Raw genomic sequence first — 21,802 nt, 5'->3', positions numbered from 1 at the left:
ATGATTAACAGGACGCGGCACGGTGAGGCGGAAGCTGCGTGGCCATAACGGCCGCGGGCACATCAGCCTTTTCCTGCCGCAGGGTTCTGCCGCGGTTGGCCTTTTCAAGCCAGGTGCGGAAATGCGTCATCATGGCCGCCGCATGCTGCGCGTCCGGCGTGCGGTAAATCAGCAGCCGGCTTTTGGTCTGGTTTGAGAAGTCGAGGGCATAAATCTCGATGACGGCCTCGCGCTGCTCGCTTTCAATTGCTGTGAAATGCATGTCGGGCCAGCGGTTCACCTTCAGCATAAACTCACTTAAAATCATTTTTTTTCCTCTTATTGTTTTAAAATCGGTACTCTTTTCACTGGTCCGCCCAGTGTAGAATGGGTTGCGGACTCTGCAAGCCGTCAGCGAGTTATTAAGCGTAAAGGTTTCGTAATCTCCCTGTTTTCAGCACCGGAGATAACTGCAGCATGCGCCAGCAGGAGATATCCGGCAATCTGCCGGTGGGCTATCAGTGCAACAGGCAATAACACACAGGAGAGGCAACCATGCTCAGCGAAAACAGGCTCCGTCACATCGCCGGCGATCCGGACAGCCATGACGCGGAGGCCGTCGCGATGGCGCAGGAGATCCTGCAGCTGCGCCGCACGCTGGGCGCGCCCTGGGCCGTGGTACAGCCGCTGGGCGAGCTGTATGTGGAGGACGGGAACGCGGCCATGATCTGGCCGGCGAGTCTGGCGGAGCGCGGCGACGTCTGCCTGTACCGCCTGGAGAAGCCTTCTCCGGTGGCGGAAACCGCCCCGCCCGCAGCAAAGCAGCGCGGCCGCAGAAAGAAATTACCGGCGCCGGAGTAAGGTATTTTCAGGACAGCATACCTCTGCCGGACAGCGCTGACGCTGCAGCGCAAAAGTTTTCTACAGGTTCTTCTCCCCCGTTAATGTCCGGACCCGCTGCGATATGATAAGCTCTGCGCCCGAAACCTGCCGCCGGAAAACCCCATGAAAAATGACTTTGAAGAAAAAATGGCTGACATCATGATTGGCGAGGCCGTCACCGCGCTGCTGGAAGAGGACATCGCCATCAGCTGGGCCGTCCTGACGGACCGCCTGCGGGCGGCGATTGAGCATGAAACGGATGAAGACCGCGTTCGCGCAGGACTGCGCGCCATTGAAGAGGTGCGGCGGGAAATGCAGATTCGCGCCGCTGAAAAGACCGGGGTGCACGGCACTGAAGGTATGTCAGCGCAGAAGCTTCACTGAAGTCACCCGGGGCGCTGCCGTATCCCCGGGGTCGCCTTTCTGATATACTGTATACTTATCCACCTTACGGACGGAGGTCATATGAACGATGACACCACCGCCGAAGATATCTACGCCGTTATCGGAACGGTCGTGGCGCGCCTTCTTAAGCCGGACCAGTACCTCACCCTTCACGAAATCACCAGCGCCCTGCACAGCATGGGCGAAGCGGCAGGCACTGCCGGGATGCGCGAAAGCTGCGAACGCGCCGTCAGGCTGCTGGCTCAGCAGATGCACTGACCTTCAGATTACTCCCGTTCTGACGATCACTCCTCGCGCAATGACGGTGAGGTGCCACACTGATAAATGTGAAATTGTTTAAACCGGGAGATGCCTGTGAAAGTCTGGATTGCCGTTACCCTCGCCGCCGCCGTGAGCTGCTCCGTATGGGCCTCAAAAGGGGGATTTGACTCTCCGGCTGCTGTGGCATCTGCGCATACTGCGCAGCAGAATTAATATCAGAAGCCTTCGTCGTCAGGCGTTTTGCCCACCACGATTTCCAGGGCGCTGCGCAGCACGTCAAGCTCGACCACGTCTGAAGTGCTCTCCAGCTCGGCGATAAGATAAAGAATGATCGCTTTGCTGGTGACCTTTTTGCCGTGAATAACGATGTCGCGGATGACGGCGTCTAGCACGGCGGTCTCGGCGGCCAGCGCGTCGCCGCCGCTGCGGAAGTGCTGGATGATATCGGCTTCGGTGGTGGTGTGATGTTCGTTAAGCTGCATAGTGTTATCCGTCAGGCCCTGCGGGCAAAAGTGGCCAGGCTCAGTGCCTGAAATAAAAACGGCCACCCTCCGGTAGCCGCATCCTGCGGGCGTCCTGCCACTTTCCGTCTGAAACGGAAATCTGTGCTGAGGTTCAGTGCTTGCGACCATTGTCAGGTGCGGGCTCAGCATTAAAAGCCAGAATTGCTGCATCACGGCTGCTGCTTACTTGAGGAAGAGTAGCTTCAACTTCATGAATAGCCATCATAATTGCTTCCAGTCGTTCGGCGTTCTGCTCGATCTTTGTCATGGACTTAAGCACGCCAATCAGCCTGACGGCGCCAATGTCATCGCCGCTGTCAAGCATAGTTATGACAGCATCACCCAAAACTATATCGACCAGTCTTTCTGATTTACTTCTTTGCATACCCGCGCCTTATGGTGCCTGTCATCCGGACAAAGTGCCGGTCGCCCAGTCCGGACGGCCCTTGTATGCATGCTGCGGGGCGTTTTTACATGGAAACTGAAACTTAACGCTCGAACAACATACCGATAAGCGTCTGGTAATGACGCTCTTCTTCCAGGCTGGATGCCACTTCGAGGCGACGTAACAGCTTGGTGCAGATGGCCTTACGGTTAAGGTTCTTGCCTGCGCGCAGGATTTCAACGACAATCTGCCCCAGCGTTTCCTGCTGGGTCGGCGCCGATGCCTTGCTGAAGTAATGCGCAATGTCGCTGGCGGAATCCGGGAATCTCGTATTGCTCTGACGCATGGTGAACCTCTCAGTGGTTAAAATGTAGTCGGCTCTGTCTGACCGTAAAGTTATACAACTAAATCAAACTTGTACAGCAATTGTGTTGTTGTACAGCTTATATTTTTGTGCAAAAAGTGCTAGATGTTACTAAACAGTAACTTAGGTGAGTATCAGCGCGCGAATGATGAGCGGGTTAACGAAAGGGTTGTACAACAGTCAGAACAGCATGCTCAGCTCAGGGGCCGGGGTACAGGGAAGAAGCCTGCCCGGTATCATCCGAACAGGCGGGAGATGCCTTCAGTGCGTTGAGCCGCGGCCTGAGGCGGTAATCCATCTCAGCTCGTCCCGGTTGCCCGGTAATGACTCAAACCTGCGGAGCCAGCGTTTCGCCCCTCTTATCTGCACGCAGCGCGCTGGATTTTCCTCTACGTCGGCCATCTCAGCCAGCTCGCGGATAAGCGAGCCAACGGTAATGTCCGCATTATTCATCGCCAGATGAACTGCCGCTTCGCCAATAATCATTTGGTTCTGGTCATGGTCATTATCAGGCATGCTTTGCTCTCCCTCCGCTTTATTACGGTATTTCAGTGTAGTCACTTAACGGACTGAAAACCGGTTCCGTTTAAATACTTTCCGCGCATTATCCCGTCAGTCAGAATTACGCTCAGCCGCACAGCAAAAAAAAACACCCTGAATTCAGATGCATGACAGATTATCAGAGGTAAATATCGGAAAATACTGAATAAAACTTATGTGTAGTCTGAAATCGTTTTCATCCTGAGATGCAGCCTGAGCATGTGAATGTTTCGGGATTTAATCTCAGAAGAGGACTTAACATGGCCTGATAAATATGGATGATAAGCCAGCAGGTTACTGGCTATTAATATGCGCCATATATCAGAAAAATCAGGGGGGTAAGCTCGGTTGATTATTCTACTTCAACCTCAGATATAATTTGGAAATGCATATTTCCTAATTAAGCGCGCCGGGATTAAATTTACTTCCGGCGCGCGTCCGTGTGGTTTTATTTAAACTTCAGGTTTTGGGCTCCGCCGGCTGATAAGTCCGCCTTTACGACCGGCCTCGCGCGCGCGATCGGGACAGTTTTTGAAGTTACCGCCGCTGACGGCGCCGCCTTTGCTGCCCGCTTCAGAGGCGCGTGCCGGGTCGGCCGCGAAGTTTCCGGCTCCCCCGCGTCTTGCTGTTGTCATGATGTCTTCCTCAGTTAAAAGATGTCCTGTATTTTATGAAGTTATATTGTGGCACGTCTGTACAGGGCTGCCCGCCTTCAGGAAACTTTTTTTCAGGACCATGATGGCGGACACGCAATACTGGGTGGCTGAACCTGAAATGCGGGCCCGCTGGACCCTCACGCTTGCGACTTCAGCGATATGCGCCAGGCTGTGTGTGCGGAACGGCGCGTGACATCCCTCCGGTGGAGAGTTGTTCTGCAGGCGTGCCGTGCCGCATTCGTATTACTTCTGCGCAGCGTTCAGGGGGTGCGTGCTGATGACAACCCGTCGCCGCAGATGGCTTTCAGGCTCCGCGCCCCAGCAGAAGGCGGCCCAGTGACCGCAGAACGCCAGCCAGCTGCGCACCGGGTGCAGACAGCCCGATTCACCTGTGCCGTCCCACACGTATACGTAGTGCTCCGGGTCGCGCAGCGCCCAGGCCACCATCCCCTCCCACATCACTTTTGCCGCGTTGGTCTGCGCGCTGTCGGTAATGATGATCGACCAGCGATGCAGAAAATGGCAGAAAAAACGCCGCGCCAGGCCGTGCACCGCCCCCTCATGCTGAGGCTGGCGGGTGCGCCATACCATAACCTGTATGCAGGCGCGCTCCGGCGAGGTGAAGTCTTCGGTTTCCTCCAGCCGCACCGCATAAACGGTCTCCGGATCACGCTCCTGCGTGACCAGCCTGAACTGTCGCTCTGCTCTGTTCTGCCAGAGGGTGTAGCCAAACGGCGTCACAAACCCGGGCAGCGTAAAAGGCTCTGCGTCGCGGGCAAGAAAGGCGCGGGTATCGGCCCGGTTGGTGTCTTCCGGATTCAGCACCTGGCTGAAGCTGGTGTCGGGCAGGGTAATGGGCATGCTGTCGTCCGCCGTTACTTTTCTATTCACTTAGCCTCCCTGATAACCGGAGCGTTAATTTATACCGCTGAATTGTCTGCAATAATGGGTGGTGCTGTTTAAAAGATAGAGCACCGCAGGATTACTGCTGTACACGCGCCTGTGCATCGGTTACTTTGCGCCCGACCTCATTCACTACGCACGGGTATTTGATGCGACAGGACGGACTACCACCGGAAAAAGAAGCCGGATTGACCGGCTATTTCAGCCAGGTCACTCACCCCTGCCAGATTGAGCTGCTGGGCCGCATCACCGTTGAAATTCTGCGTCAGGAGCGGCGGCTGACGCGCACCGCCTTGTGCCTGAAACTAATAGGGTGCCTCGACGGTGCCGACGATGAGGCCGAGAGAGAACACCTGAAGGTTCTTCTCAGAATGCTGTTTAATCGCTGAGCCTGAGGGGTAACACCGGGAGTTCACCGGTCACGAAACGTTCGTCCAGGGAAGAGAGCGGCAAACGGAATGCCGTGCAGTCATGGCGCATAACAACGGTTCGCAGATGCCGGTTACAGATAAACCAGACCTCGTCGCGGTCGTTGGAAAGAATAAAATACGCGTCAGACGTTTCCGAAGGATTAAAGCATCCCAGCGCCCTGTAGGCCGTCGTGAGGCTGAACCCGCTCAGCAGCGGCAGCGGCCGCGGCCCGCCGGGCAGTTCTTCCACCCTGAGATACAGCCCCTGTTCCATCCAGAGCATGGCCACCTCCGTAGCGCCTCTTCATTCTTCAGTAAAAGTTACGGTGCCGGGTGCCTCCCGGTGATTCAGAAAGGCTACCACCTGAATCGCGCTTTTGTTCCTGCTGTACCTGAGTAGCCTGGCCCCGTCGCATAGAGGGATTCACCGTGTTCAGAGCATATCAGCCAGTCGGCTTTGTTTTCTGACATCACAAAAAATAGTGAAGCAGGACGTTATCTACTGCTGCACCCATTGAATCAAAAAACATGAATTTATTTTTCATAAAACTACCGGATACATTTGGGAGAATGTGATTCTGGTTAACAATGCTCGCCAATTGACTGACAAAGAGAAGGAATTAACTGAAATGATTATGCTGAGAAAAAGCCCGATGGCGGCCAGGTTGTTCTGATTAGTCAGGTCAATAGGGGGGAAGCGGAAAAACCAGCCCATTTCGGACCAGTAAGCACTTGTTCTGAAGCCAGATAATATCACCTCGGCACTACCAGTGTTCCGCACTGGCCCCTGCTTCCGGACAGCTGCGAAGCGAAAAATCAGGACAAATCGCCAGGTCTGGAAAAAAATCCCGGGACGGTACTCGGGAAAAAGATTCAGTTTCCATTAAACCCAAATCCGGAGGAGTTCCGGACCGGGAATAACTATAGACAGAATAGAAGGCGTGTCAAAATTTTTCGATAAATCATGTTTTTGGCAAATGCGCATGGAATATTTTCTTTCAACATGCAGCAGGCTTACCCGGCCTTATGAATGTATGCAATACATTCTTTTTTAAAACTTCGAACCCTGTACGCAATATCCTGAACGAATAGCACCGAGAGCCAACCACAATAAGTAGCCCCGCCCGGCAGACTTTGTGCGCAGATTTCATGACTCACCGTCACAAGGAGCTGTTTTATTCACATCCGTACAATCAGGCAGTACGTTACTCGTGGTCGGACCTTAGCTGTGAATACCTGACCCTGGCAGATTTTTTTTCACCGGGCTGTCGAGATCCCCTCAGGCGACTACACTCTGATGCGCCTCAACGCCCTAACTCACCTGCAGGCACTTACCGGAGGCATCACCCTTCCCCGCCGCCGGTATGGAAGGTATATCCGGTGCATTGCATTAAGGTGTGAATGTGAATTCTCAGCCTGTAACCCTTCTGCCGCAGAAAAGACTGGCAGCGATAAGCTCCGGATTGTCAGTCTCAGTCCACACCGGATTAATTAAATGCGTACTTAACGATACCGCTATGCCGGACGTGCTGACGCTCTGGAAAAATTATGCAAAGAGTTACCGCCCTGACGTTACTGAGATATAAGCACTGGATGGATGCCGGGATGCTCAGCGCCATTGCCGAAACGGACGCGCGCCGTTTCCGCGCTGAACACCGGGAAATGCTCAGGCTCATGTACCACATGCACGCCACTGGCATGCTCATTCGTGCCAACCTGAAGGGGGAAGCGCCATCCCGGCCGAATATCAGACCGCGCAGGCCGCCTGAGCAGGCAGTCCTGGTGCCGTGCATGCTGGCCTGCTCCGGCTGGTTCATTGAATATGCGGCCGGCATGACGGCGGAAGCCTGGGATCGCCCCATCATTTATCAGCGCAGAGACGAAAAGATGGCGCAGACAAGCCCCCTCAGCCTTATCGAGCAGGTGATACTGCATGGTACGCGACACCGCGGCGCGGTGAGCTGGCTTATCAAAGCGTGTGGCATTCAGCCCCCTCAGGACGTGGTGTCACATTTTCTGCGTAAACAGCTGACGTCTTTCGACACAAGGGGCTGAAGGAATGGCGATAATCCCAAAGTTTTGCCGCAAATCCGGCCGTATCGACAAAATCGGGCGAAATAAGGCATGAGGCCTGCTAATCAATTGCTGATGAAATTTCAGCAGAAAAGTTATCGGACTTACATCCGGGGGTTTCCGGATGAGAACATTCCGAAGGAAAGCGGCCTAATCTTAAATAACAATCTTTGTAAATTATAGGGTTACGGATTAGGCAATGCGATGTTAGATTGGTGTGCGACATTAGCAGTGCTTAACCCCACCTCTGCGAGAGAGCGTTGTTCCGCGGTGAACAAAACAGGCCCACTGATACTCATTAAGTGGGCTTTTTTTTGATAAAAATTTTTGCTCATTACGGTCAGTCATTTCAATTTTAATCCCCTCAGTTTCAGTGCCATTCTTCGTCTGCGTCACACAGCAAATAAGCCGTTTTGTCCTTAATCCGGGGTTTTGATGAGTTATATTTTTCACCGCCGCGAGCCGGAAGATAAAAAGATCATTGTGATAAATGAACAATGGCAGATTACATACTGGATGCTCACTTTACAGACTACGCAGGATAAGCTGGTGAAAGCACTTAAAACGGTGGGCACAGACCCGGAAACCGTTAAGCGCTATCTCCTACACTGAGCTTTCTGACTTACCCACCTCCCGGTGGGTTTTTTATTTATATCGGGCTGCCTGTGAGTGCAGCGTGACTGTACCCGGACAGTTCCGATGACACGCTCTTCGTATTAAGTCAGGCTGGCTGTAAGGGCATTAGTCGGAAGTTGGATCAGAAACAGAGAACTCTGAAATAACAGTTTAACCACAACGCTACTTCCTCTTTGTGCTCAACCCTGCAGGCCAGAATGGTGGGCACCCTCAACTCAGGTTTCAGTCGACTCTGTAATTTCTTGCGGCCATCCTGCCGCTTTTTCACTCACGGCCTTATGTTCACAACGAAAGCCTTTTTATTCCCGCCTGGCATGTCATACGTCGAAATCAGCATTCTTCCGGAAGCAAATGCATTTCTAAGGATTCAAAGTACACCGCCAGGACAACCATACCTGCAGACATGGCAGCTAACTGTAATTGATTACGTTTCGATAAAAGCAATCTCAATCGTCAGCCTGATTCAGGTCTTTTCGGGCAGGCTGACAGCCGTCGTATCAATGGCTGGAACCGGGACACAATATCAGCTGTTTTTTGCGGAAAAAATAACCCTACCGACTATGTTGATGAGAGAAGCCACAGGTGCAGCGCTGAGGGGATACGACCGCGTCGCATATCATGCGTTAACATACCCCCTGTCTCTGAGTTCGGGTAACGCGGTTATTTTATTCGGGCTAAGAAGAATCACCCCTGCTGCTGAAAGCGCTCTGCCTGAGTGCCGTCATAGCGGGAATGTCCGGCACGCTGCTCCCACGCATACTTCGCACATGACAGTTCTTACAGGGTTTTCCGGACGGTCATCGGGACAGTGAAACACCATAGTTGGGGCACAATAGAAAGTGCAGTAATTGCACTTTTTCAGGCTCTTTCAAAAGGAGAGCACATGACAGGATGGCATCTTAGGCTGTGGCGCAGGAGTATGCTCTGGAGCCGGGAGCGCGCGGCGGCAGAGCCAGGCGTGAGCCTGCGTACGTATAAAAGCTATGAAAATGCAGAAGTGATTAAACGCGCGGTGGCCCTGGCAACGGTGACGCTTTCGCTTACCGGTATGATGCCCGCACTCAGAACTCAGCAGCTGAGCGCAGAACGTCTGCTACAGCTCCTCGGCGAGATGACGGAAAGCGTCAGTACGGAAATCTGACCGGGCCAGCGTGAACTGACCGTGAACGAAGAACAGGAAACAGCGAATAAAAAAATCCCGGGCGGCTGGCCCGGGAGCAACAGGAGTGAGCACTTCCGGTCTGAGGCCGGTGATGTTGGGTCCTGAGAACATGTCAGCTATTGCAATACGTCACACTGGTGTTGGCACGAGGAATAACACACGCGATAAGAATAGCGCCCGACGCGTTTTTATTTGCCAGGAAGCGTCTGATTTAACAGGGCGAGGTGCCGGTACGGTTACAGTTTATTAATCGCCCTGGTGAAATCGGGGTGAGAAATTCCGTACCGGCACTGGAAAATTTAGCATACTCACCGCGTTCAGGTATCGCGGTCTACGGGTAGCGAAACGCCTTCCCGCCACAGCTGCCACATGGCCTGCCTGATGCTCCAGAATCCGGGCGAGTAAAACACGCGCCCAAGTTTCTCTGCGATGGCCGGCGTCACCGGCTTACTATCGCACAGCAGTGACCAGACATCCCGCTGTGCCAGACCGGATTTCAGACAAAGTGATTTTACCGTCATGTCATGTTCAGCGAGCAGGTAGGCCAGAAAGCGGCCGGGCGAGGTGCGGCCATCCATAGAGCCCAGGGGTCCGTGAGGGTGATAGCCCGAGCATAAGAGGACATCGGCAGCTGCACAAGATCTGTACCACAGATTGTGAGAAATCCGCTGCAAAACTCACACCGGGGGACAGAGGTGAGATTAAGGTGTGGCGAAAGTGGGATAGCAGGCTGCAGAAACAGAAAGGCCCGGAATAAATCCGGGCCATCTGGAACCAGTGTGGCGTCATCCTGACACCGAGCTTGCCGTGTCATTATAGCGGGCTTTAACAGAGTAATATGTCAGGACATAGAAAAGTTTGTCTTCCGGTAAGATTTTAGAATGTCTTATACGCTTACCCGGGCAGATTTGTACCGCGTTATTCAGGCAAGGCCTGCCATCTCAATGGTTCTTCCTGACCGGGAAGATGCCGGTTGAAACTCTGTTACTGGCATGGAGGTAAAGGGGATGAGTACGGGATATGTTTTTGAAAAAGCCCGGGGCGGACCCGGGAATAATTCAACGATTCACCTAACCATTACTGGATCTAAAAACACAGTGCAATAATCATGGTCTGTACGTACCGGCTGTCAAATAAATCCGCAAAATAAATCCGACATTTCATCCCTTAATGACCGTTACTCTGCGCTTTTACACCCCGCGTTTTCCATGCAAAAAAGTCCCTTCAGATGCCCGGCCGGATGTTTCAATTTGTTAGTTTTAAAAATAATGCAGATAAATAACCTACAGTTTGTAGTGTGTATCCGTCAGGTTGGCGGGTAAAACTCACTAAGAGCAGACCAAACTAAGGATTAACTATGGTTGATAAATCAGAAGTTCTGGACCATGCCCAGGTAGTGGACGTTAACGGTGAGCACGTGGGTATCGTTGACCATTTTGAAGGCGATGACAAAATCAAACTGGCAAAAAGTGACCCGGAAGCCGGTGGCCAGCACCACATCATTCCTTTCAGCTGGGTGAAGGAAGTGGATGACAATAAAGTGATTCTTTCCAAATCCAAGGATGAAGTCGAGAGCGAGTGGCAGGCCGTCTAAGCAAACCGCCGCGGCAGAACGCCGCGGCAAACTTTTAACGCTTTATAGTTATTACTGCAAAATCCCCTGGTACTGAACACATCATTTTTTCTCACGCATTTATATTCTGATGTACTCCCGTAAAATCCGCCATCTGAAACCAATATTTTATTTTTTGTCCATATGACAGATTTTTCTTCTGGTGAATGCACCAGTTGCGTCTACAGTGAATCCTGAGGTTGTTATTTTCCCGAAAAGGAGGATTTGCTGTGTTTTATCACGACGATGAGAAAGGCCATATCATTATCGGAGAGGCAGCGGTCAGCCTGGCGGTCGCCGGCCAGGACATTTCGGTGGAGTCCCTTATAAAGGAGCTCTCCGTAATGGCTGAAGGTGACGTCAGCGACGCGAAGCTTGCGGAAATCTTTGACGCCAGACGCTGGCTCCAGGGTTTTCGAAAGTACAGCAGTCGTGAGCAGGCCGAGCTGCACTGGATGACGATGACGGGCCAGGAAAACGACGGATAACACAACCAGGAACGTAGACCGGCTCCGGCCGTGACACGACGATGAAAGACCAGCCTCGTATCGGGCGCGCTCTGCGCGTGCCGGCCGGAGAAACTGTCAGGGACGACACCTCCGCACCACTTCAGCTACGCATCCCGTCCTATACCCCTCTGTTTTATAAGCATAAGCATTTTTTGCAAAAAAAAGCATCACATCCTGCAACATATATCTGTACAGCTTTTATTTTTTTGTATAACTTTCCGCGCATCAGCACCCGAACACATTTTAACCGTCCCTTTTACGAGAGAATAATCATGCGCCAGAACAGCCTTAAACCTGAAACTGCGGGAGACATTGCCCGTTACTTTACCGAAGCAAAGCTTCCCTCGCAGCAGGAAACGCTGGGGCAGATTGTGGTTGAAATTCTTCGCAGCGGCGCCGCCCTGAACCGGCCGGCCATCTGCGCGAAACTGGTTCGCCGGCTGGAGCTGGCGGGCGGAGCGGAAGAAGAGCAGCACTACCGTACGCTAATCGGCCTGCTTTTTGGCCGCGAGCAGGCGGTCTGAAGCCCATCTGCTGCAGTGACCGCAGGTTTCATTTCATTGTGGATATCAAATCCGGTGCGGCCTGACCGGATTGAACATCAGCCAGCCGCGTAAGCGGCGGCCGGTACAGGAAGGTGCCCCTCTACTGACACCCGGAAAGCGGTATGTACAGAAATAAAAGCGAAAAAATAATGGATATTGCTATTGGTGAGGCTGTGGCCGGATTGCTCAGCGAGAACGCGCCGGTGTCCGGTACAACGCTGGCGGTCAGGCTGATGGAGATGGCGGCCGGCGAGACCCGCCCGGAAAGGGCTGAAGCACTCCGGATGGCGCTGGATGAAGTTATTGCCGCATTGCCGGCGACGCGCCTGCTGCTGAATCCCGAACTGCTGTTCCTGACCGAAGACAGGCCGCCTCCGGGCACCCGTCAGCACTGAATACCAGCATTCTCCGTCAGGCCGCGGAGGCAGGATGGAGCCTGCAGAAACGGGTCGTCACTGGCGACCTCAACCTTGTTTATCCCGGACGATGGGTTATGCAACAGAACACAACAGAACAAGACATCCTGCGGGCGCTCAGTGAACGTGGCGACCAGCTGGCCCCTGAAACAGAAGTTATCTGCGCCGTACTCGAAGGCCTCAGAGCCCGGGGTGGACGCGTGCTGCGAAAAGACATCATCCTAGCCCTTATAGCCGAGCTGGAGATTACTTCAGACGTAGTCAGGCTTGACGTCCTGCGCGGTGCGCTTGAGATCGTGGTGGGCTATCCGCACGACATTGATGATGAATAGTTAACCCTGCCGCATTTAACGCCCGAAACGCTTCAACCGTCTGACAACAGCCTGCTCTGCAGGCTTTTTTTCGTCTGGTGCCAGAGTGCTCAGGCGAACGTGAGCAGAATGAACGGGGTGAATGCGAAGCGCACTGCTTCGTACCAGGCCGGGCCCGAACGATCCCCCTTCATCACCGAGGCTTAAATCAGTGGATTCAGCCGCTGTGGGAGGCTGGCGATGAACTTAAACCGGCAGTGCGGCAGAATGAAGCCCGGCGGCGGAACGCCGGGCTGTCTGTGTACAGTCAGGAGGCGCCTCCCCGCGGCACCTGACCCGATATCATCATAAGCCCTGTGAAGGGATCCTGCCTGAAATAATATTTTTGCTGCCGCCTCAGCCAGATAAACGCTATTCCCTGACAGCGCGTCAGGCTTTCTCTTGCCAGAAAAATGCCGCTCAATAATACTGTACATAAACACAGTATTATTAAGAGGAGGATTTATGCGTTATTTACATACAGCACACACCCTTAACCCCGCAAAGTCTGCTAGGAGTTTCCAGTAAAACCGGCAGTGTACAGCTCTGGCCTGACGCTGCTCTGGCTCCCCGTTTTCACACCGCGCGTGCGCGTGCCACTCTATGCCGAGCCGTGTGCGGCAGGGTTCCCCTCCCCCGCCGCCAGATTATGTCGAAAAAGAGCTGGACCTGAACGAGCTCTGCATCCGCCGGCGCGCCTCCACGTTCTTCGTGCGCGCCAGCGGCAGCAGCATGGAGGGCCTTGGGCTTTATGACGGCGACGTCATGGTGGTTGACCGGGCCGACGAGGCGTCGCACGGTGACATTGTTATCGCTGAGGTGGAAGGTGAATTTACGGTTAAACGCCTGCAGCTGCAGCCCCGGCTCGCGCTGCTACCGATGAATCCGGCCTACCAGGTGATTTATCCGGAAGAGTTGCAGCTGCTCGGCGTGGTCACCTGGTGGTTCAACAGCACGCGTGCCCGTCGGAGGTAACGATGCCAATGTTTGGCCTGGCAGACGTGAACTCGTTTTACGCCAGCTGTGAGGTGAATCGCCACGGATTTAACAGACACCTCAGAGTCATTTAAGATGACTTAAAGAGAGGTGCCCATGAGCGGTAAGCGTTATCCTGAAGAGTTTAAAATTGAAGCAGTCAAACAGGTTGTTGATCGTGGTCATTCTGTTTCCAGTGTTGCAACACGTCTCGATATCACCACCCACAGCCTTTACGCCTGGATAAAGAAGTATGCTCCTGATTCTTCCACTCATAACGCACAGTCAGATGCTCAGGACGAGATCCGCCGTCTTCAGAAAGAGCTGAAGCGGGTGACCGACGAACGGGATATATTAAAAAAAGCCGCGGCGTACTTCGCAAAGCTGTCCGATTGAGGTACGCCTTTATCCGCGACAACAGCCGTTGCTGGCCTGTTCGTTTGCTGTGTCGGGTTCTGGATGTCCGTCCGAGTGGATTTTATTTCTGGCTTCAGCAGCCACATTCACAACGTTACCAGGCAGACCAGATGCTGGCCGGGCAGATCAAACAGTTCTGGCTTGAATCTGGCTGGGTCTATGGTTATCGCAAGATCCATTTCGATCTGCGTGATAACGGGCAGCAGTGCGGAGTGAACCGAGTCTGGCGGCTGATGAAGCGTGCCGGAATAAAAGCTCAGGTTGGGTACCGTAGCCCACGGGCACGTAAAGGCGAAGCCAGCATCGTGGTACCCAACAGGCTTCAGCGACAGTTCAATCCGGACTCACCGGATGAGCGTTGGGTGACGGACATAACATACATCCGAACCCACGAAGGCTGGCTGTATCTGGCCGTGGTGGTTGACCTGTTTTCCCGAAAAGTTATCGGCTGGTCAATGCAACCCCGCATGACAAGAGATTGTCCTGAACGCGTTACTTATGGCGGTGTGGAGGCGTAATCCTCAAAAACAGGTATTGGTTCATTCTGATCAGGGCAGTCAGTACACGAGCCATGAGTGGCAGTCGTTCCTGAAATCACACGGTCTGGAAGGCAGCATGAGTCGTCGCGGTAACTGCCACGACAACGCGGTTGCGGAAAGCTTTTTCCAGCTACTGAAACGCGAACGGATTAAGAAAAAGATCTACGGAACGAGAGACGAAGCCAGAAGCGATATTTTTGATTACATCGAAATGTTTTATAACAGTAAACGTCGGCATGGTTCGAGCGAGCAGATGCCACCGGCTGAATATGAAAACCTATATTATCAACGGCTCAGAAGTGTCTAGATTATCTGTGGCGATTCAGAGAGCACTTCTATGGTTACTTCAGTCACTTATCTACCTCATTCCCCTCGCAGCTGTTGTAGCAGGGATCTACGTTTTTGTCCGCTTTATGCCAAATTACGCAGCCTTCCTTAGCATATCCTTGGTGATCGTTGTTTCCTTCATCTACATCAAATACAACAGATGGTATTGAATGTTTCCAACACCATCTGTCAGCACTCGCTTTTAACATCCAACCCAAATCATTAATGATAGCGCCACTCAACTTGATAAGGCCTGAAAGTCGTAACCTAATCCATCACTCCCCTTCCAACCCGCAAACCTGCCACCGCACCGAACTCACGCCCTTCTCCAGACTAATCCTTCCCACCAAACTCTCCAGCTGATCCGACATGCTCGGTTTGCCCAGCACTTCCGCATTCACTTCCATACGATGCGGCGGGTTCATATCCTCGCTGTGCAGTGATTGCAGGCGTAATCCGCTGCCGCCAAGGCTGTGCAGCATAAGGCTGCGCACCTGCACTTCATCTTGCGCCAGACAGATGATCTGCACTTTGTAGTGCTGCACCACTTCTTCCGCAGGCACCAGGCTCTGGCGATTAATCCCCTGCGCCAAATCGCGCAGCAGAATATTGGCGCAAAGAATCACCATGCAGCCAATCGCCGCTTCCAGCAGCAATCCCATGCTGCACAAAACGCCCACGGCGGCAGTGCACCACAGCGTTGCGGCGGTATTCAGGCCGCGCACGTTAAGGCCGTCGCGCATGATCACCCCACCGCCGAGAAAGCCGATGCCAGAGACCACATAGGCCGCTACGCGTGAGGCATCGGTGGCGATGCCGGGTACGCTTTGCGTCATCAAAACAAATAAACAGGCGCCAGTGCTGACCAGCGCATTAGTGCGCAAACCGGTCATACGTTGGCGAAGCTGGCGCTCGCTGCCAATCAGCGCGCCCAGAACCAGCGCGACAGTGACGCGCAGTAAAAAGATTTTCCAATCCATCATAAACCTCACTCCGCTGCTTCAGGCAGGCGGAACTTCAGGGGCTAATAAATGGATTACAGCCGGTGCCGCTACCGCTAAAACTCAGCAGCATCACGCAAAAAAACAGGGGGAGATTCTGGAAGGAAATCCACCGTCTTAACGCACGGTTAAGACAGCGTTGAGGGCTATCTTACCGCAGGGACCTTTTGTAATCGTTCGGGACAGGTGTCCAATGCAGTTATCCTCTTGGGTAAAAATTCGCCGGGATTCTAAACCTCGTATCCTGTTATGGCTACTCCAAATAGCGCTTTCGTTTAGGTTGGGTTAAAGACTTCGCTATCGGAATCCCCAACCTGTTGATGCCTTTTATCACCGTGCTATCTTACCCACTCGCTATACCGCAATCGGATCAAGACCAATGGCAAAACAACGTGTAGGAATCGTGTTTGGTGGCAAATCGGCCGAGCATGAAGTGTCGTTACAATCAGCGAAAAACATCCTCGAAGCCATCGATAAGAGCAAATACGAGGTGGTGCTGCTGGGCATCGATAAACAGGGTGAATGGCATCTGAATGATGCTTCCGGTTTCCTGCTCAATGCCGATAATCCGGCGTTGATTGCCCTGAATCGCTCCGGCGAAAACGTCGCGCTGGTGCCAGGCAGTGCTTCACAGCAGTTGATCACTCGTCAGCAGGCACAGCCGTTGTCACAGCTGGATGTGATCTTCCCGATCGTGCACGGCACCCTGGGTGAAGATGGATCGCTGCAGGGCTTGTTGCGCATGGCGAACCTGCCGTTTGTCGGATCGGATGTGCTGGGCTCAGCGGTGAGCATGGACAAAGATTTCACCAAGCGTTTGCTGCGCGATGCAGGCTTAAAAGTCGCGCCGTGGATCAGCGTGACGCAGGCACAGCGTGCGCGTTTGGATGCGCAAGCCGTGATCGATCAGTTCGGATTACCGCTGTTTATCAAGCCCGCCAATCAGGGATCGTCTGTCGGTGTCAGCAAAGTGGATCATATTGACGATCTGGCGGCGGCGCTGGATCTGGCCTTTACCTTTGATCGCAAAGTGCTGATCGAGCAAGGCATCAAAGGCCGCGAGATTGAGTGTGCGGTGCTGGGCAACGATGAACCCGAAGCCAGCCCGTGTGGCGAAGTGGTGGTGCATGATGCCTTCTACTCCTACGACACCAAATACATCAGCGCCGACGGTGCCCAAGTGGTGGTGCCCGCTGCCATCAGTGAAGAACACAGCGAAGCAATACGTGCCGTGGCGATTCGCGCGTTCCAGGCGCTGGAGTGCTTTGGTATGGCACGCGTTGATGTGTTCCTGACCGAGAGCGGCGAGATCGTGGTGAACGAGGTGAATACCCTGCCGGGCTTTACCAATATCAGCATGTATCCGAAGTTGTGGCAGGCGGCAGGATTAAGCTACAGCGATTTGATTACGCGCTTGATTGAGCTGGCGCAGCAACGCCATCAGCAGAGCAGCAAGCTAAAAAGCAGCGTTTAATCTTCACGTTCCGGGTGCCCATGAATGCGCACCCTACAACGGTTAAACAGGTTTGTCATTGATGGCGATCGAAACAAATTAGCGTCAGGCAGTTGTGAGGTTGTCATCAATGGCGACCGAAAAAACCAGCACCAAGCCATCGTAAGGTCGCCATTCACGGCGACCAAAACAACCCAGCATCAAGCCATCCTATGGTCGCCACTCATGGCGACCATCACGCACTTCACGCCACGTCATTCACCATGCTGCGCGGCTCCATCGCCGGAGAGGTTTGGTTACGGCCATTGCGTTTCGAGAGGTAGAGATTTTTATCCGCTGCCGACACCAGACGGTTAATCACGCCCGGCCATTCCCGCTCACTCTGCGCACTGCCGCGCGCCAGGCCTAAACTGGCGGTGACCGTCACCGTGTTGCCCTGAATCCAGAACTTCTCTTTGACCATCGCCTGACGAATCGCTTCGGCCAGCTGGTAAAGTTGCAGATGGCTGTAGTCGAACACCACCACCACAAACTCTTCGCCACCAAAGCGACACACCATGCCGCGATTGCCCACCACGCGTTGCATACGGCGCGCAATCTCTTCCAGCACGCCATCACCGGCATCGTGGCCAAAGTTGTCGTTAATCGCTTTGAAATAGTCGACATCCAGCATCACCACGCCCGCTTCACGCTGTAAGGAAAATGGCTCCTGTTTCAGGCTTTCATACAGGCCAGAACGCGACAGCAACTGGGTGAGGAAATCGAAGTTCGCCCGCAACGCCAGGCGATGATTGAGCTGGCGGATCGCATCCATACTCACTGCCACCAGCAGCGGGCTGAGTGCCACCGTTGCCACACCCAGTCGCGCCGAGGTGAGATGGCTGATCGGCAGCAGTGCGTCATCGCCCTGAATATTCATTACGCCGTGAGACACGAGAACGATCTCAGTGATGCCGGTAATCAGGATCACCAGGCTTGTAACAGGAATCGGTAACACGATGGCGCACCAGATCAGCGCCGGCACCGGGAAGGTTAAGCTACCTGCCCCGCCAATCATCGCCCCCATGGTCAGTGACAGCACCACTGCCGCCAGCGGTAACAGCTTGCCCGGATGCAATAAGGTGCGCGGTGAGACGTTGCGCAAGGAGCGCGCCAGCATCACCGGCAACAGCATCAGGGAAGTCGAGAATTGCTCGCTAAACCAGTCGCCCCACGCCACCGCAAAGCGCGCGTTGAAATCGACATCCTGCGCCCACGCGCCCCAGGTGGCACAGGCGGCGGCACCGAGGAAACAGGCCGGGAAGATGCGCATGGCGTTGAACACCTGGCTGTTGGCCGAAGGCGGCTGCAGGTGCTTGATCAACATGCTGACCGAAACGAGGATAAACAGGATATTGGCGAAATTCACGGTCACCGCAGGCAGCGCCCAGCCGGAGAACACTGTGTCGTTAAATATCATCGCGGCAAAGCACACCAGATAGCTGGACGTGGTATGCAGGAAAGGATTTCGCACCATTAAACCGGCAATCAGCGCGTTCACCGGCCAAAACAGGGAGAACTCCTCCGGAATGCGCAGATGACTGCCAATAAAGCAGAAGAAAAGCGTAATCAGGAACAGCGAGAGTGCATTCTTTTTTAAATTATTCTCAGCAAACAGCTTAACGCGCATACGTCTGAACCCTGTAACCTGGAAATCGCTGCCTCTTGCCCACGGGCATCAGCAAGCATTTAACCTGAAATAACTGTGCGATGATTCGGCAATTAAGCGAGTGTTCGTCATCCTACTCTGCGACTGGGCGGCACTCAATGCGCCGGATCGGCGAGATGCGAGCGCGCGAGCAGGGTTGAAACCCGAGAAACAAGGATGAGAGCTGCTGCAATTATGCCCTGCAAATAAAAAAATCGGATATCCGAGATATCCGATTTTTACGCGAAAAACCAGTTTTTCAGCAAAGCGTTATTGCTATTTAACCGCAACGGGCCACTGACTCAGACGAATACCACGATCGCGCGCGTTTTCGCCGAAATCCTGTAGTACCGCTTTGACGTCCGGATCCAGGTACTCGGCGTTATCGTGATCAACAATCACCGTGCTGTTTTCCGGGATCTCCGCCAGCAATCCCTGCAGTTTTGGGTTGTGCATAAAGGTGAGGTTTTGTTGGAAGCGCAGCACGTAGTGATCGTCATAGCGGGTAAGCTGCAGCGCGTTGCGGTGGCTTTTGTAGATGCTATAGAGAATCTGCGTGGCGATACCGATACCAATCCCGGCCAGCATGCCGAACACAATAATGCCGCCGATGGTGGCGAGGAACGGCACGTACTGCTGAGCGCCCATGCGGAACTGTTCAACGAACAGGCGCGGCGTTGCCAGCTTATAGCCGGTATACAGCAAGACAGCGGCAAGGCTGGCTAAAGGGATGGCGTTGAGCAGATCGCTGAACCACAAGCCGCAGATCAGCAATAGCGCGCCGTGGATCAAAATCGACAGTTTAGTTTGCGCCCCGACACTGACGTTCACCGAACTGCGCACAATCACCGCCGTAATCGGCATCGCACCAAGGAAACCAGCAGTCAGGTTGCCGATGCCCTGTGCGAACATCTCTTTATTTGGCGAAGGTGCCGGATGCTGCGGACGCAGTTTTTTCAGCGCCTCCTGACTCAGCAGCGTTTCCAGGCTTGCCACCAGCGCCAGCGTCACGGCAACCACCCAGACTGAAGGATTTTGCCACGCCAGCCAGTCCGGGGTTTCCAGTTCCGCCGCCAGCGCTGACAGGCTATCAAAGGCTGGCAACGCAATACGCGGTAGCCCTTCCGCCAGGCTCGGGAACAGGCGATCGCCAAATACCGTCGCCATGCAGCCGAACAACACGGCCACCAGTGGGCCCGGAATCCAACCAAGCAGCTTGACCGATTTCACTATCGGCGTGGTCCACAGCCAGAGAATTAGCAGACCGATGCCCGCCACCAGCATCGCGCCTAGCGAAAACTGAAATTCGCCATTCACCAGCGATACCAGCTCAGCATCACCTGCGGCACCGAAGGCCACCGGGATCTGCTGCATAATCAGCAAAATACCGATCGCCGCCAGCATCCCTTTGATCACACTGCCCGGCACCAGCGAAATGAAGCGACCGGCTCGCAGCAAACCAAGCAGGCACTGCAACACGCCCGCCAGAATCAGCGCGGTGAGGAAAGCGGAGAAGCTGCCAAGCGTCTGGATCGAGGCCACCACAATAGTCACCAAACCTGCCGCCGGGCCGCTGACGGCAAAACGCGAGGGACTCAGTGAAGTGACCAGCAGGCCGCCGATCACCCCGGTGAGCAATCCGGCAAACGGCGGTAAACCGCTGGCCTGCGCGATGCCAAGGCACAGCGGCAGCGCCACCAAAAACACCACCAGACCGGCGGGAATATCCTGACGCAGCGTGTTCAGATTCATGGCACCGATTCCTCTGCAGATTGCTGAGTAAGCTCTTTCAGATGACCCGACTGCAGGTCATACACACAGCCAAACACTTCCAGCGATTGCCCGGCTTGCCAGGCCTGTCGCACTGGCTCACACGCCACTAACTGAGCAAACTGGGCGATGACGTTGGCTTCGACTAAGCGGTTGAGCTTACTGCTCTCCTCTTCCTCAGCACTGGCGTGATATTCCACCAATCCTTGCTGCAGACTACTGCGCAACGCGGCGATGCGTCTTGCCAGCGCCGAATCCTCTTTTGCCAGCGGGCTGGCGGGCAACCCCAGCGCGGCCTGCACGCCGCCGCAGCCGTAGTGGCCGCACAGGACAATGCGCTCCACGCCGAGGTAGAAAATCGCGTATTGCAGCACGCTCATCAGGTTATCGTCATCGGGCACCACCATATTGGCGATGTTGCGATGCACAAACAGTTCGCCGGGATGCGAGCCAGTCAGCACTTCGGCAGGTACACGGCTATCGGAACAGCCGATCCACAGCGAATGCGGTTTTTGTTGATGCAGATATTGTTCGAAATAATCTGGATTACGCTCGCGGCGCTGTAATGCCCAACTGCGATTTTTCGCTAATAAGGGTTTAAGTGTCGTCACAATTATCTTCTCTCTACGTGCAGAAATATCGTTTTCAGGCTAAGTCACAGGTTTTAAACGCCGCTAAGACGATCGATGGAGGATGAAATCCGAGCTTCCTCACATAAATTGTTTATAGCTGCTAATGCTTGTGGTTGCACAATCAATATTTCCGCACACGACAAAATCGTACTCCCTTTAAAATAAACGTCAGGAAGTGTCGATTAAAAGTAATTTAATGCAAGCCGAGAGAATTGATTAAAAAACAATATTTGTTATGTTAATCATGCATTTAATTTGATAATTAAATTATGCATCTGGAATGAATCGACAAAAATATACACGCAGTCTTTTCATGCCTTTGCACTAGTATGGTGAATTGAATGATTTGAGTTGAGAAAAATCTTAATTATAAAATTTATGATTGGAGTCATTCACTGGGTAAAAAGCAA

26 protein-coding genes and 2 pseudogenes are annotated in these 21,802 nt (G+C 53.6%); 15 read left to right on the top strand and 13 right to left on the bottom strand.

The annotated features are described in order from the left end of the window. Nucleotides 1-4 precede the first annotated feature (4 nt). On the bottom strand, nucleotides 5-307 hold the full coding sequence (locus tag QMZ65_RS19370) for a hypothetical protein (protein WP_052127596.1): 303 nt from the start codon (nucleotides 305-307) through the stop codon (nucleotides 5-7). Nucleotides 308-534: 227 nt separating this feature from the next. On the opposite strand from QMZ65_RS19370, the gene QMZ65_RS19365 reads away from it, so the two are divergent. The 3 genes from QMZ65_RS19365 to QMZ65_RS19355 all read left to right on the top strand — a co-directional run bounded on the left by QMZ65_RS19365 (nucleotide 535) and on the right by QMZ65_RS19355 (nucleotide 1,524). Continuing rightward, nucleotides 535-840, top strand: coding sequence for a hypothetical protein (locus QMZ65_RS19365; RefSeq protein WP_176505757.1), 306 nt, complete (start codon nucleotides 535-537; stop codon nucleotides 838-840). 144 nt (nucleotides 841-984) lie between these two features. Further along, nucleotides 985-1,245 carry a hypothetical protein gene (locus tag QMZ65_RS19360; RefSeq protein WP_097118165.1) on the top strand — a complete coding sequence of 87 codons (261 nt, stop codon included), beginning with the start codon at nucleotides 985-987 and terminating at the stop codon, nucleotides 1,243-1,245. Between the two features lie 81 nt (nucleotides 1,246-1,326). Further along, entirely contained in the window at nucleotides 1,327-1,524 is a 198-nt protein-coding gene (locus QMZ65_RS19355; protein WP_097118166.1) for a hypothetical protein, read from the top strand. 218 nt (nucleotides 1,525-1,742) lie between these two features. Here QMZ65_RS19355 and QMZ65_RS19350 read toward each other — a convergent pair whose 3' ends face one another. The 6 genes from QMZ65_RS19350 to QMZ65_RS19325 all read right to left on the bottom strand — a co-directional run bounded on the left by QMZ65_RS19350 (nucleotide 1,743) and on the right by QMZ65_RS19325 (nucleotide 4,866). After that, a complete protein-coding gene (locus QMZ65_RS19350) occupies nucleotides 1,743-2,009 on the bottom strand; it encodes a biofilm/acid-resistance regulator YmgB/AriR (protein ID WP_097118167.1) in 267 nt (88 codons plus the stop codon). Between the two features lie 133 nt (nucleotides 2,010-2,142). Further along, nucleotides 2,143-2,415, bottom strand: coding sequence for a hypothetical protein (locus QMZ65_RS19345; RefSeq protein ID WP_097118168.1), 273 nt, complete (start codon nucleotides 2,413-2,415; stop codon nucleotides 2,143-2,145). Nucleotides 2,416-2,518: 103 nt separating this feature from the next. Then, on the bottom strand, nucleotides 2,519-2,761 hold the full coding sequence (gene ycgZ / locus QMZ65_RS19340; protein ID WP_039337534.1) for a regulatory protein YcgZ: 243 nt from the start codon (nucleotides 2,759-2,761) through the stop codon (nucleotides 2,519-2,521). Between the two features lie 279 nt (nucleotides 2,762-3,040). After that, nucleotides 3,041-3,295 carry a hypothetical protein gene (locus QMZ65_RS19335; protein WP_097118169.1) on the bottom strand — a complete coding sequence of 85 codons (255 nt, stop codon included), beginning with the start codon at nucleotides 3,293-3,295 and terminating at the stop codon, nucleotides 3,041-3,043. A 476-nt stretch (nucleotides 3,296-3,771) separates the two neighbouring features. Then, complete coding sequence (locus QMZ65_RS19330; RefSeq protein WP_097118170.1) at nucleotides 3,772-3,954, bottom strand: con-10 family general stress protein; 183 nt, start codon at nucleotides 3,952-3,954, stop codon at nucleotides 3,772-3,774. A gap of 264 nt (nucleotides 3,955-4,218) precedes the next feature. Further along, nucleotides 4,219-4,866: a hypothetical protein gene (locus QMZ65_RS19325; RefSeq protein WP_141399013.1), complete on the bottom strand. Its 648-nt coding sequence runs from the start codon at nucleotides 4,864-4,866 to the stop codon at nucleotides 4,219-4,221. 161 nt (nucleotides 4,867-5,027) lie between these two features. Here QMZ65_RS19325 and QMZ65_RS19320 point away from each other — a divergent pair, with 161 nt between their 5' ends. Then, the gene (locus tag QMZ65_RS19320) at nucleotides 5,028-5,267 is read left to right on the top strand and encodes a biofilm development regulator YmgB/AriR family protein (RefSeq protein WP_097118172.1); all 240 of its coding nucleotides are present in this window, start codon (nucleotides 5,028-5,030) and stop codon (nucleotides 5,265-5,267) included. On the opposite strand, the gene QMZ65_RS19315 is transcribed toward QMZ65_RS19320, so the two are convergent. Further along, nucleotides 5,257-5,571, bottom strand: coding sequence for a hypothetical protein (locus tag QMZ65_RS19315; protein WP_160833705.1), 315 nt, complete (start codon nucleotides 5,569-5,571; stop codon nucleotides 5,257-5,259). The two genes, QMZ65_RS19320 and QMZ65_RS19315, sit on opposite strands and share 11 nt — an antisense overlap. A 1,265-nt stretch (nucleotides 5,572-6,836) precedes the next feature. Here QMZ65_RS19315 and QMZ65_RS19310 point away from each other — a divergent pair. The 3 genes from QMZ65_RS19310 (at nucleotide 6,837) to QMZ65_RS19300 (ending at nucleotide 9,138) form a co-directional block, all read left to right on the top strand. Then, on the top strand, nucleotides 6,837-7,343 hold the full coding sequence (locus QMZ65_RS19310; protein ID WP_160833706.1) for a DinB family protein: 507 nt from the start codon (nucleotides 6,837-6,839) through the stop codon (nucleotides 7,341-7,343). A 453-nt stretch (nucleotides 7,344-7,796) separates the two neighbouring features. Then, nucleotides 7,797-7,973, top strand: coding sequence for a DUF3606 domain-containing protein (locus QMZ65_RS19305; protein ID WP_072050593.1), 177 nt, complete (start codon nucleotides 7,797-7,799; stop codon nucleotides 7,971-7,973). Between the two features lie 907 nt (nucleotides 7,974-8,880). After that, the gene (locus tag QMZ65_RS19300) at nucleotides 8,881-9,138 is read left to right on the top strand and encodes an XRE family transcriptional regulator (RefSeq protein WP_283216518.1); all 258 of its coding nucleotides are present in this window, start codon (nucleotides 8,881-8,883) and stop codon (nucleotides 9,136-9,138) included. 338 nt (nucleotides 9,139-9,476) lie between these two features. On the opposite strand, the gene QMZ65_RS19295 is transcribed toward QMZ65_RS19300, so the two are convergent. Next, a complete protein-coding gene (locus QMZ65_RS19295) occupies nucleotides 9,477-9,737 on the bottom strand; it encodes a helix-turn-helix transcriptional regulator (protein ID WP_097118176.1) in 261 nt (86 codons plus the stop codon). Nucleotides 9,738-10,516: 779 nt separating this feature from the next. On the opposite strand from QMZ65_RS19295, the gene QMZ65_RS19290 reads away from it, so the two are divergent. The 7 genes and pseudogenes from QMZ65_RS19290 to QMZ65_RS25385 all read left to right on the top strand — a co-directional run bounded on the left by QMZ65_RS19290 (nucleotide 10,517) and on the right by QMZ65_RS25385 (nucleotide 14,829). Beyond that, nucleotides 10,517-10,753 carry a DUF2171 domain-containing protein gene (locus QMZ65_RS19290; protein ID WP_045816885.1) on the top strand — a complete coding sequence of 79 codons (237 nt, stop codon included), beginning with the start codon at nucleotides 10,517-10,519 and terminating at the stop codon, nucleotides 10,751-10,753. Between the two features lie 248 nt (nucleotides 10,754-11,001). Further along, the gene (locus QMZ65_RS19285) at nucleotides 11,002-11,259 is read left to right on the top strand and encodes a hypothetical protein (RefSeq protein ID WP_160833709.1); all 258 of its coding nucleotides are present in this window, start codon (nucleotides 11,002-11,004) and stop codon (nucleotides 11,257-11,259) included. A 293-nt stretch (nucleotides 11,260-11,552) separates the two neighbouring features. Next, complete coding sequence (gene ycgZ / locus QMZ65_RS19280) at nucleotides 11,553-11,804, top strand: regulatory protein YcgZ (RefSeq protein ID WP_160833710.1); 252 nt, start codon at nucleotides 11,553-11,555, stop codon at nucleotides 11,802-11,804. 143 nt (nucleotides 11,805-11,947) lie between these two features. Continuing rightward, nucleotides 11,948-12,220 carry a hypothetical protein gene (locus QMZ65_RS19275; RefSeq protein WP_097118180.1) on the top strand — a complete coding sequence of 91 codons (273 nt, stop codon included), beginning with the start codon at nucleotides 11,948-11,950 and terminating at the stop codon, nucleotides 12,218-12,220. 98 nt (nucleotides 12,221-12,318) lie between these two features. Continuing rightward, a complete protein-coding gene (locus QMZ65_RS19270; RefSeq protein ID WP_160833711.1) occupies nucleotides 12,319-12,573 on the top strand; it encodes a biofilm development regulator YmgB/AriR family protein in 255 nt (84 codons plus the stop codon). 554 nt (nucleotides 12,574-13,127) lie between these two features. Further along, nucleotides 13,128-13,566 (top strand): annotated as a pseudogene (gene umuD, locus QMZ65_RS19265) (translesion error-prone DNA polymerase V autoproteolytic subunit). 117 nt (nucleotides 13,567-13,683) lie between these two features. Then, nucleotides 13,684-14,829 (top strand): annotated as a pseudogene (locus QMZ65_RS25385) (IS3 family transposase). Between the two features lie 295 nt (nucleotides 14,830-15,124). Here the strand turns inward: QMZ65_RS25385 and QMZ65_RS19255 are convergent. Beyond that, nucleotides 15,125-15,829 carry an MgtC/SapB family protein gene (locus QMZ65_RS19255; protein ID WP_211728622.1) on the bottom strand — a complete coding sequence of 235 codons (705 nt, stop codon included), beginning with the start codon at nucleotides 15,827-15,829 and terminating at the stop codon, nucleotides 15,125-15,127. Nucleotides 15,830-16,229: 400 nt separating this feature from the next. Here QMZ65_RS19255 and ddlA point away from each other — a divergent pair, with 400 nt between their 5' ends. Next, nucleotides 16,230-17,324 carry a D-alanine--D-alanine ligase gene (gene ddlA, locus QMZ65_RS19250; RefSeq protein WP_283216517.1) on the top strand — a complete coding sequence of 365 codons (1,095 nt, stop codon included), beginning with the start codon at nucleotides 16,230-16,232 and terminating at the stop codon, nucleotides 17,322-17,324. A 223-nt stretch (nucleotides 17,325-17,547) separates the two neighbouring features. Here the strand turns inward: ddlA and QMZ65_RS19245 are convergent, their stop codons facing one another. The 3 genes from QMZ65_RS19245 to QMZ65_RS19235 form a co-directional block, all read right to left on the bottom strand. After that, nucleotides 17,548-18,972, bottom strand: coding sequence for a GGDEF domain-containing protein (locus QMZ65_RS19245; RefSeq protein ID WP_283216516.1), 1,425 nt, complete (start codon nucleotides 18,970-18,972; stop codon nucleotides 17,548-17,550). Between the two features lie 294 nt (nucleotides 18,973-19,266). Beyond that, nucleotides 19,267-20,742, bottom strand: coding sequence for a SulP family inorganic anion transporter (locus QMZ65_RS19240; protein WP_283216515.1), 1,476 nt, complete (start codon nucleotides 20,740-20,742; stop codon nucleotides 19,267-19,269). Beyond that, nucleotides 20,739-21,377 carry a carbonic anhydrase gene (locus tag QMZ65_RS19235; RefSeq protein WP_160833734.1) on the bottom strand — a complete coding sequence of 213 codons (639 nt, stop codon included), beginning with the start codon at nucleotides 21,375-21,377 and terminating at the stop codon, nucleotides 20,739-20,741. Before QMZ65_RS19235 ends, QMZ65_RS19240 begins: the two co-directional genes overlap by 4 nt. Between the last annotated feature and the right edge of the window lie 425 nt (nucleotides 21,378-21,802).

This window comes from Pantoea sp. EABMAA-21 (assembly GCF_030053335.1).
GTDB lineage: Bacteria > Pseudomonadota > Gammaproteobacteria > Enterobacterales > Enterobacteriaceae > Pantoea > Pantoea communis.
This window is presented reverse-complemented; position numbering and strand designations above follow the sequence as displayed.

What these genes read in the sequence shown, in the direction of transcription:
- QMZ65_RS19370 (WP_052127596.1), bottom strand. Translation starts at nt 307, where the DNA reads ATGATTTTAAGTGAGTTTATGCTGAAGGTGAACCGCTGGCCCGACATG.
- QMZ65_RS19365 (WP_176505757.1), top strand. Translation starts at nt 535, where the DNA reads ATGCTCAGCGAAAACAGGCTCCGTCACATCGCCGGCGATCCGGACAGC.
- QMZ65_RS19360 (WP_097118165.1), top strand. Translation starts at nt 985, where the DNA reads ATGAAAAATGACTTTGAAGAAAAAATGGCTGACATCATGATTGGCGAG.
- QMZ65_RS19355 (WP_097118166.1), top strand. Translation starts at nt 1,327, where the DNA reads ATGAACGATGACACCACCGCCGAAGATATCTACGCCGTTATCGGAACG.
- QMZ65_RS19350 (WP_097118167.1), bottom strand. Translation starts at nt 2,009, where the DNA reads ATGCAGCTTAACGAACATCACACCACCACCGAAGCCGATATCATCCAG.
- QMZ65_RS19345 (WP_097118168.1), bottom strand. Translation starts at nt 2,415, where the DNA reads ATGCAAAGAAGTAAATCAGAAAGACTGGTCGATATAGTTTTGGGTGAT.
- ycgZ (WP_039337534.1), bottom strand. Translation starts at nt 2,761, where the DNA reads ATGCGTCAGAGCAATACGAGATTCCCGGATTCCGCCAGCGACATTGCG.
- QMZ65_RS19335 (WP_097118169.1), bottom strand. Translation starts at nt 3,295, where the DNA reads ATGCCTGATAATGACCATGACCAGAACCAAATGATTATTGGCGAAGCG.
- QMZ65_RS19330 (WP_097118170.1), bottom strand. Translation starts at nt 3,954, where the DNA reads ATGACAACAGCAAGACGCGGGGGAGCCGGAAACTTCGCGGCCGACCCG.
- QMZ65_RS19320 (WP_097118172.1), top strand. Translation starts at nt 5,028, where the DNA reads ATGCGACAGGACGGACTACCACCGGAAAAAGAAGCCGGATTGACCGGC.
- QMZ65_RS19315 (WP_160833705.1), bottom strand. Translation starts at nt 5,571, where the DNA reads ATGCTCTGGATGGAACAGGGGCTGTATCTCAGGGTGGAAGAACTGCCC.
- QMZ65_RS19310 (WP_160833706.1), top strand. Translation starts at nt 6,837, where the DNA reads ATGCAAAGAGTTACCGCCCTGACGTTACTGAGATATAAGCACTGGATG.
- QMZ65_RS19305 (WP_072050593.1), top strand. Translation starts at nt 7,797, where the DNA reads ATGAGTTATATTTTTCACCGCCGCGAGCCGGAAGATAAAAAGATCATT.
- QMZ65_RS19300 (WP_283216518.1), top strand. Translation starts at nt 8,881, where the DNA reads ATGACAGGATGGCATCTTAGGCTGTGGCGCAGGAGTATGCTCTGGAGC.
- QMZ65_RS19295 (WP_097118176.1), bottom strand. Translation starts at nt 9,737, where the DNA reads ATGGATGGCCGCACCTCGCCCGGCCGCTTTCTGGCCTACCTGCTCGCT.
- QMZ65_RS19290 (WP_045816885.1), top strand. Translation starts at nt 10,517, where the DNA reads ATGGTTGATAAATCAGAAGTTCTGGACCATGCCCAGGTAGTGGACGTT.
- ycgZ (WP_160833710.1), top strand. Translation starts at nt 11,553, where the DNA reads ATGCGCCAGAACAGCCTTAAACCTGAAACTGCGGGAGACATTGCCCGT.
- QMZ65_RS19275 (WP_097118180.1), top strand. Translation starts at nt 11,948, where the DNA reads ATGTACAGAAATAAAAGCGAAAAAATAATGGATATTGCTATTGGTGAG.
- QMZ65_RS19270 (WP_160833711.1), top strand. Translation starts at nt 12,319, where the DNA reads ATGCAACAGAACACAACAGAACAAGACATCCTGCGGGCGCTCAGTGAA.
- QMZ65_RS19255 (WP_211728622.1), bottom strand. Translation starts at nt 15,829, where the DNA reads ATGGATTGGAAAATCTTTTTACTGCGCGTCACTGTCGCGCTGGTTCTG.
- ddlA (WP_283216517.1), top strand. Translation starts at nt 16,230, where the DNA reads ATGGCAAAACAACGTGTAGGAATCGTGTTTGGTGGCAAATCGGCCGAG.
- QMZ65_RS19245 (WP_283216516.1), bottom strand. Translation starts at nt 18,972, where the DNA reads ATGCGCGTTAAGCTGTTTGCTGAGAATAATTTAAAAAAGAATGCACTC.
- QMZ65_RS19240 (WP_283216515.1), bottom strand. Translation starts at nt 20,742, where the DNA reads ATGAATCTGAACACGCTGCGTCAGGATATTCCCGCCGGTCTGGTGGTG.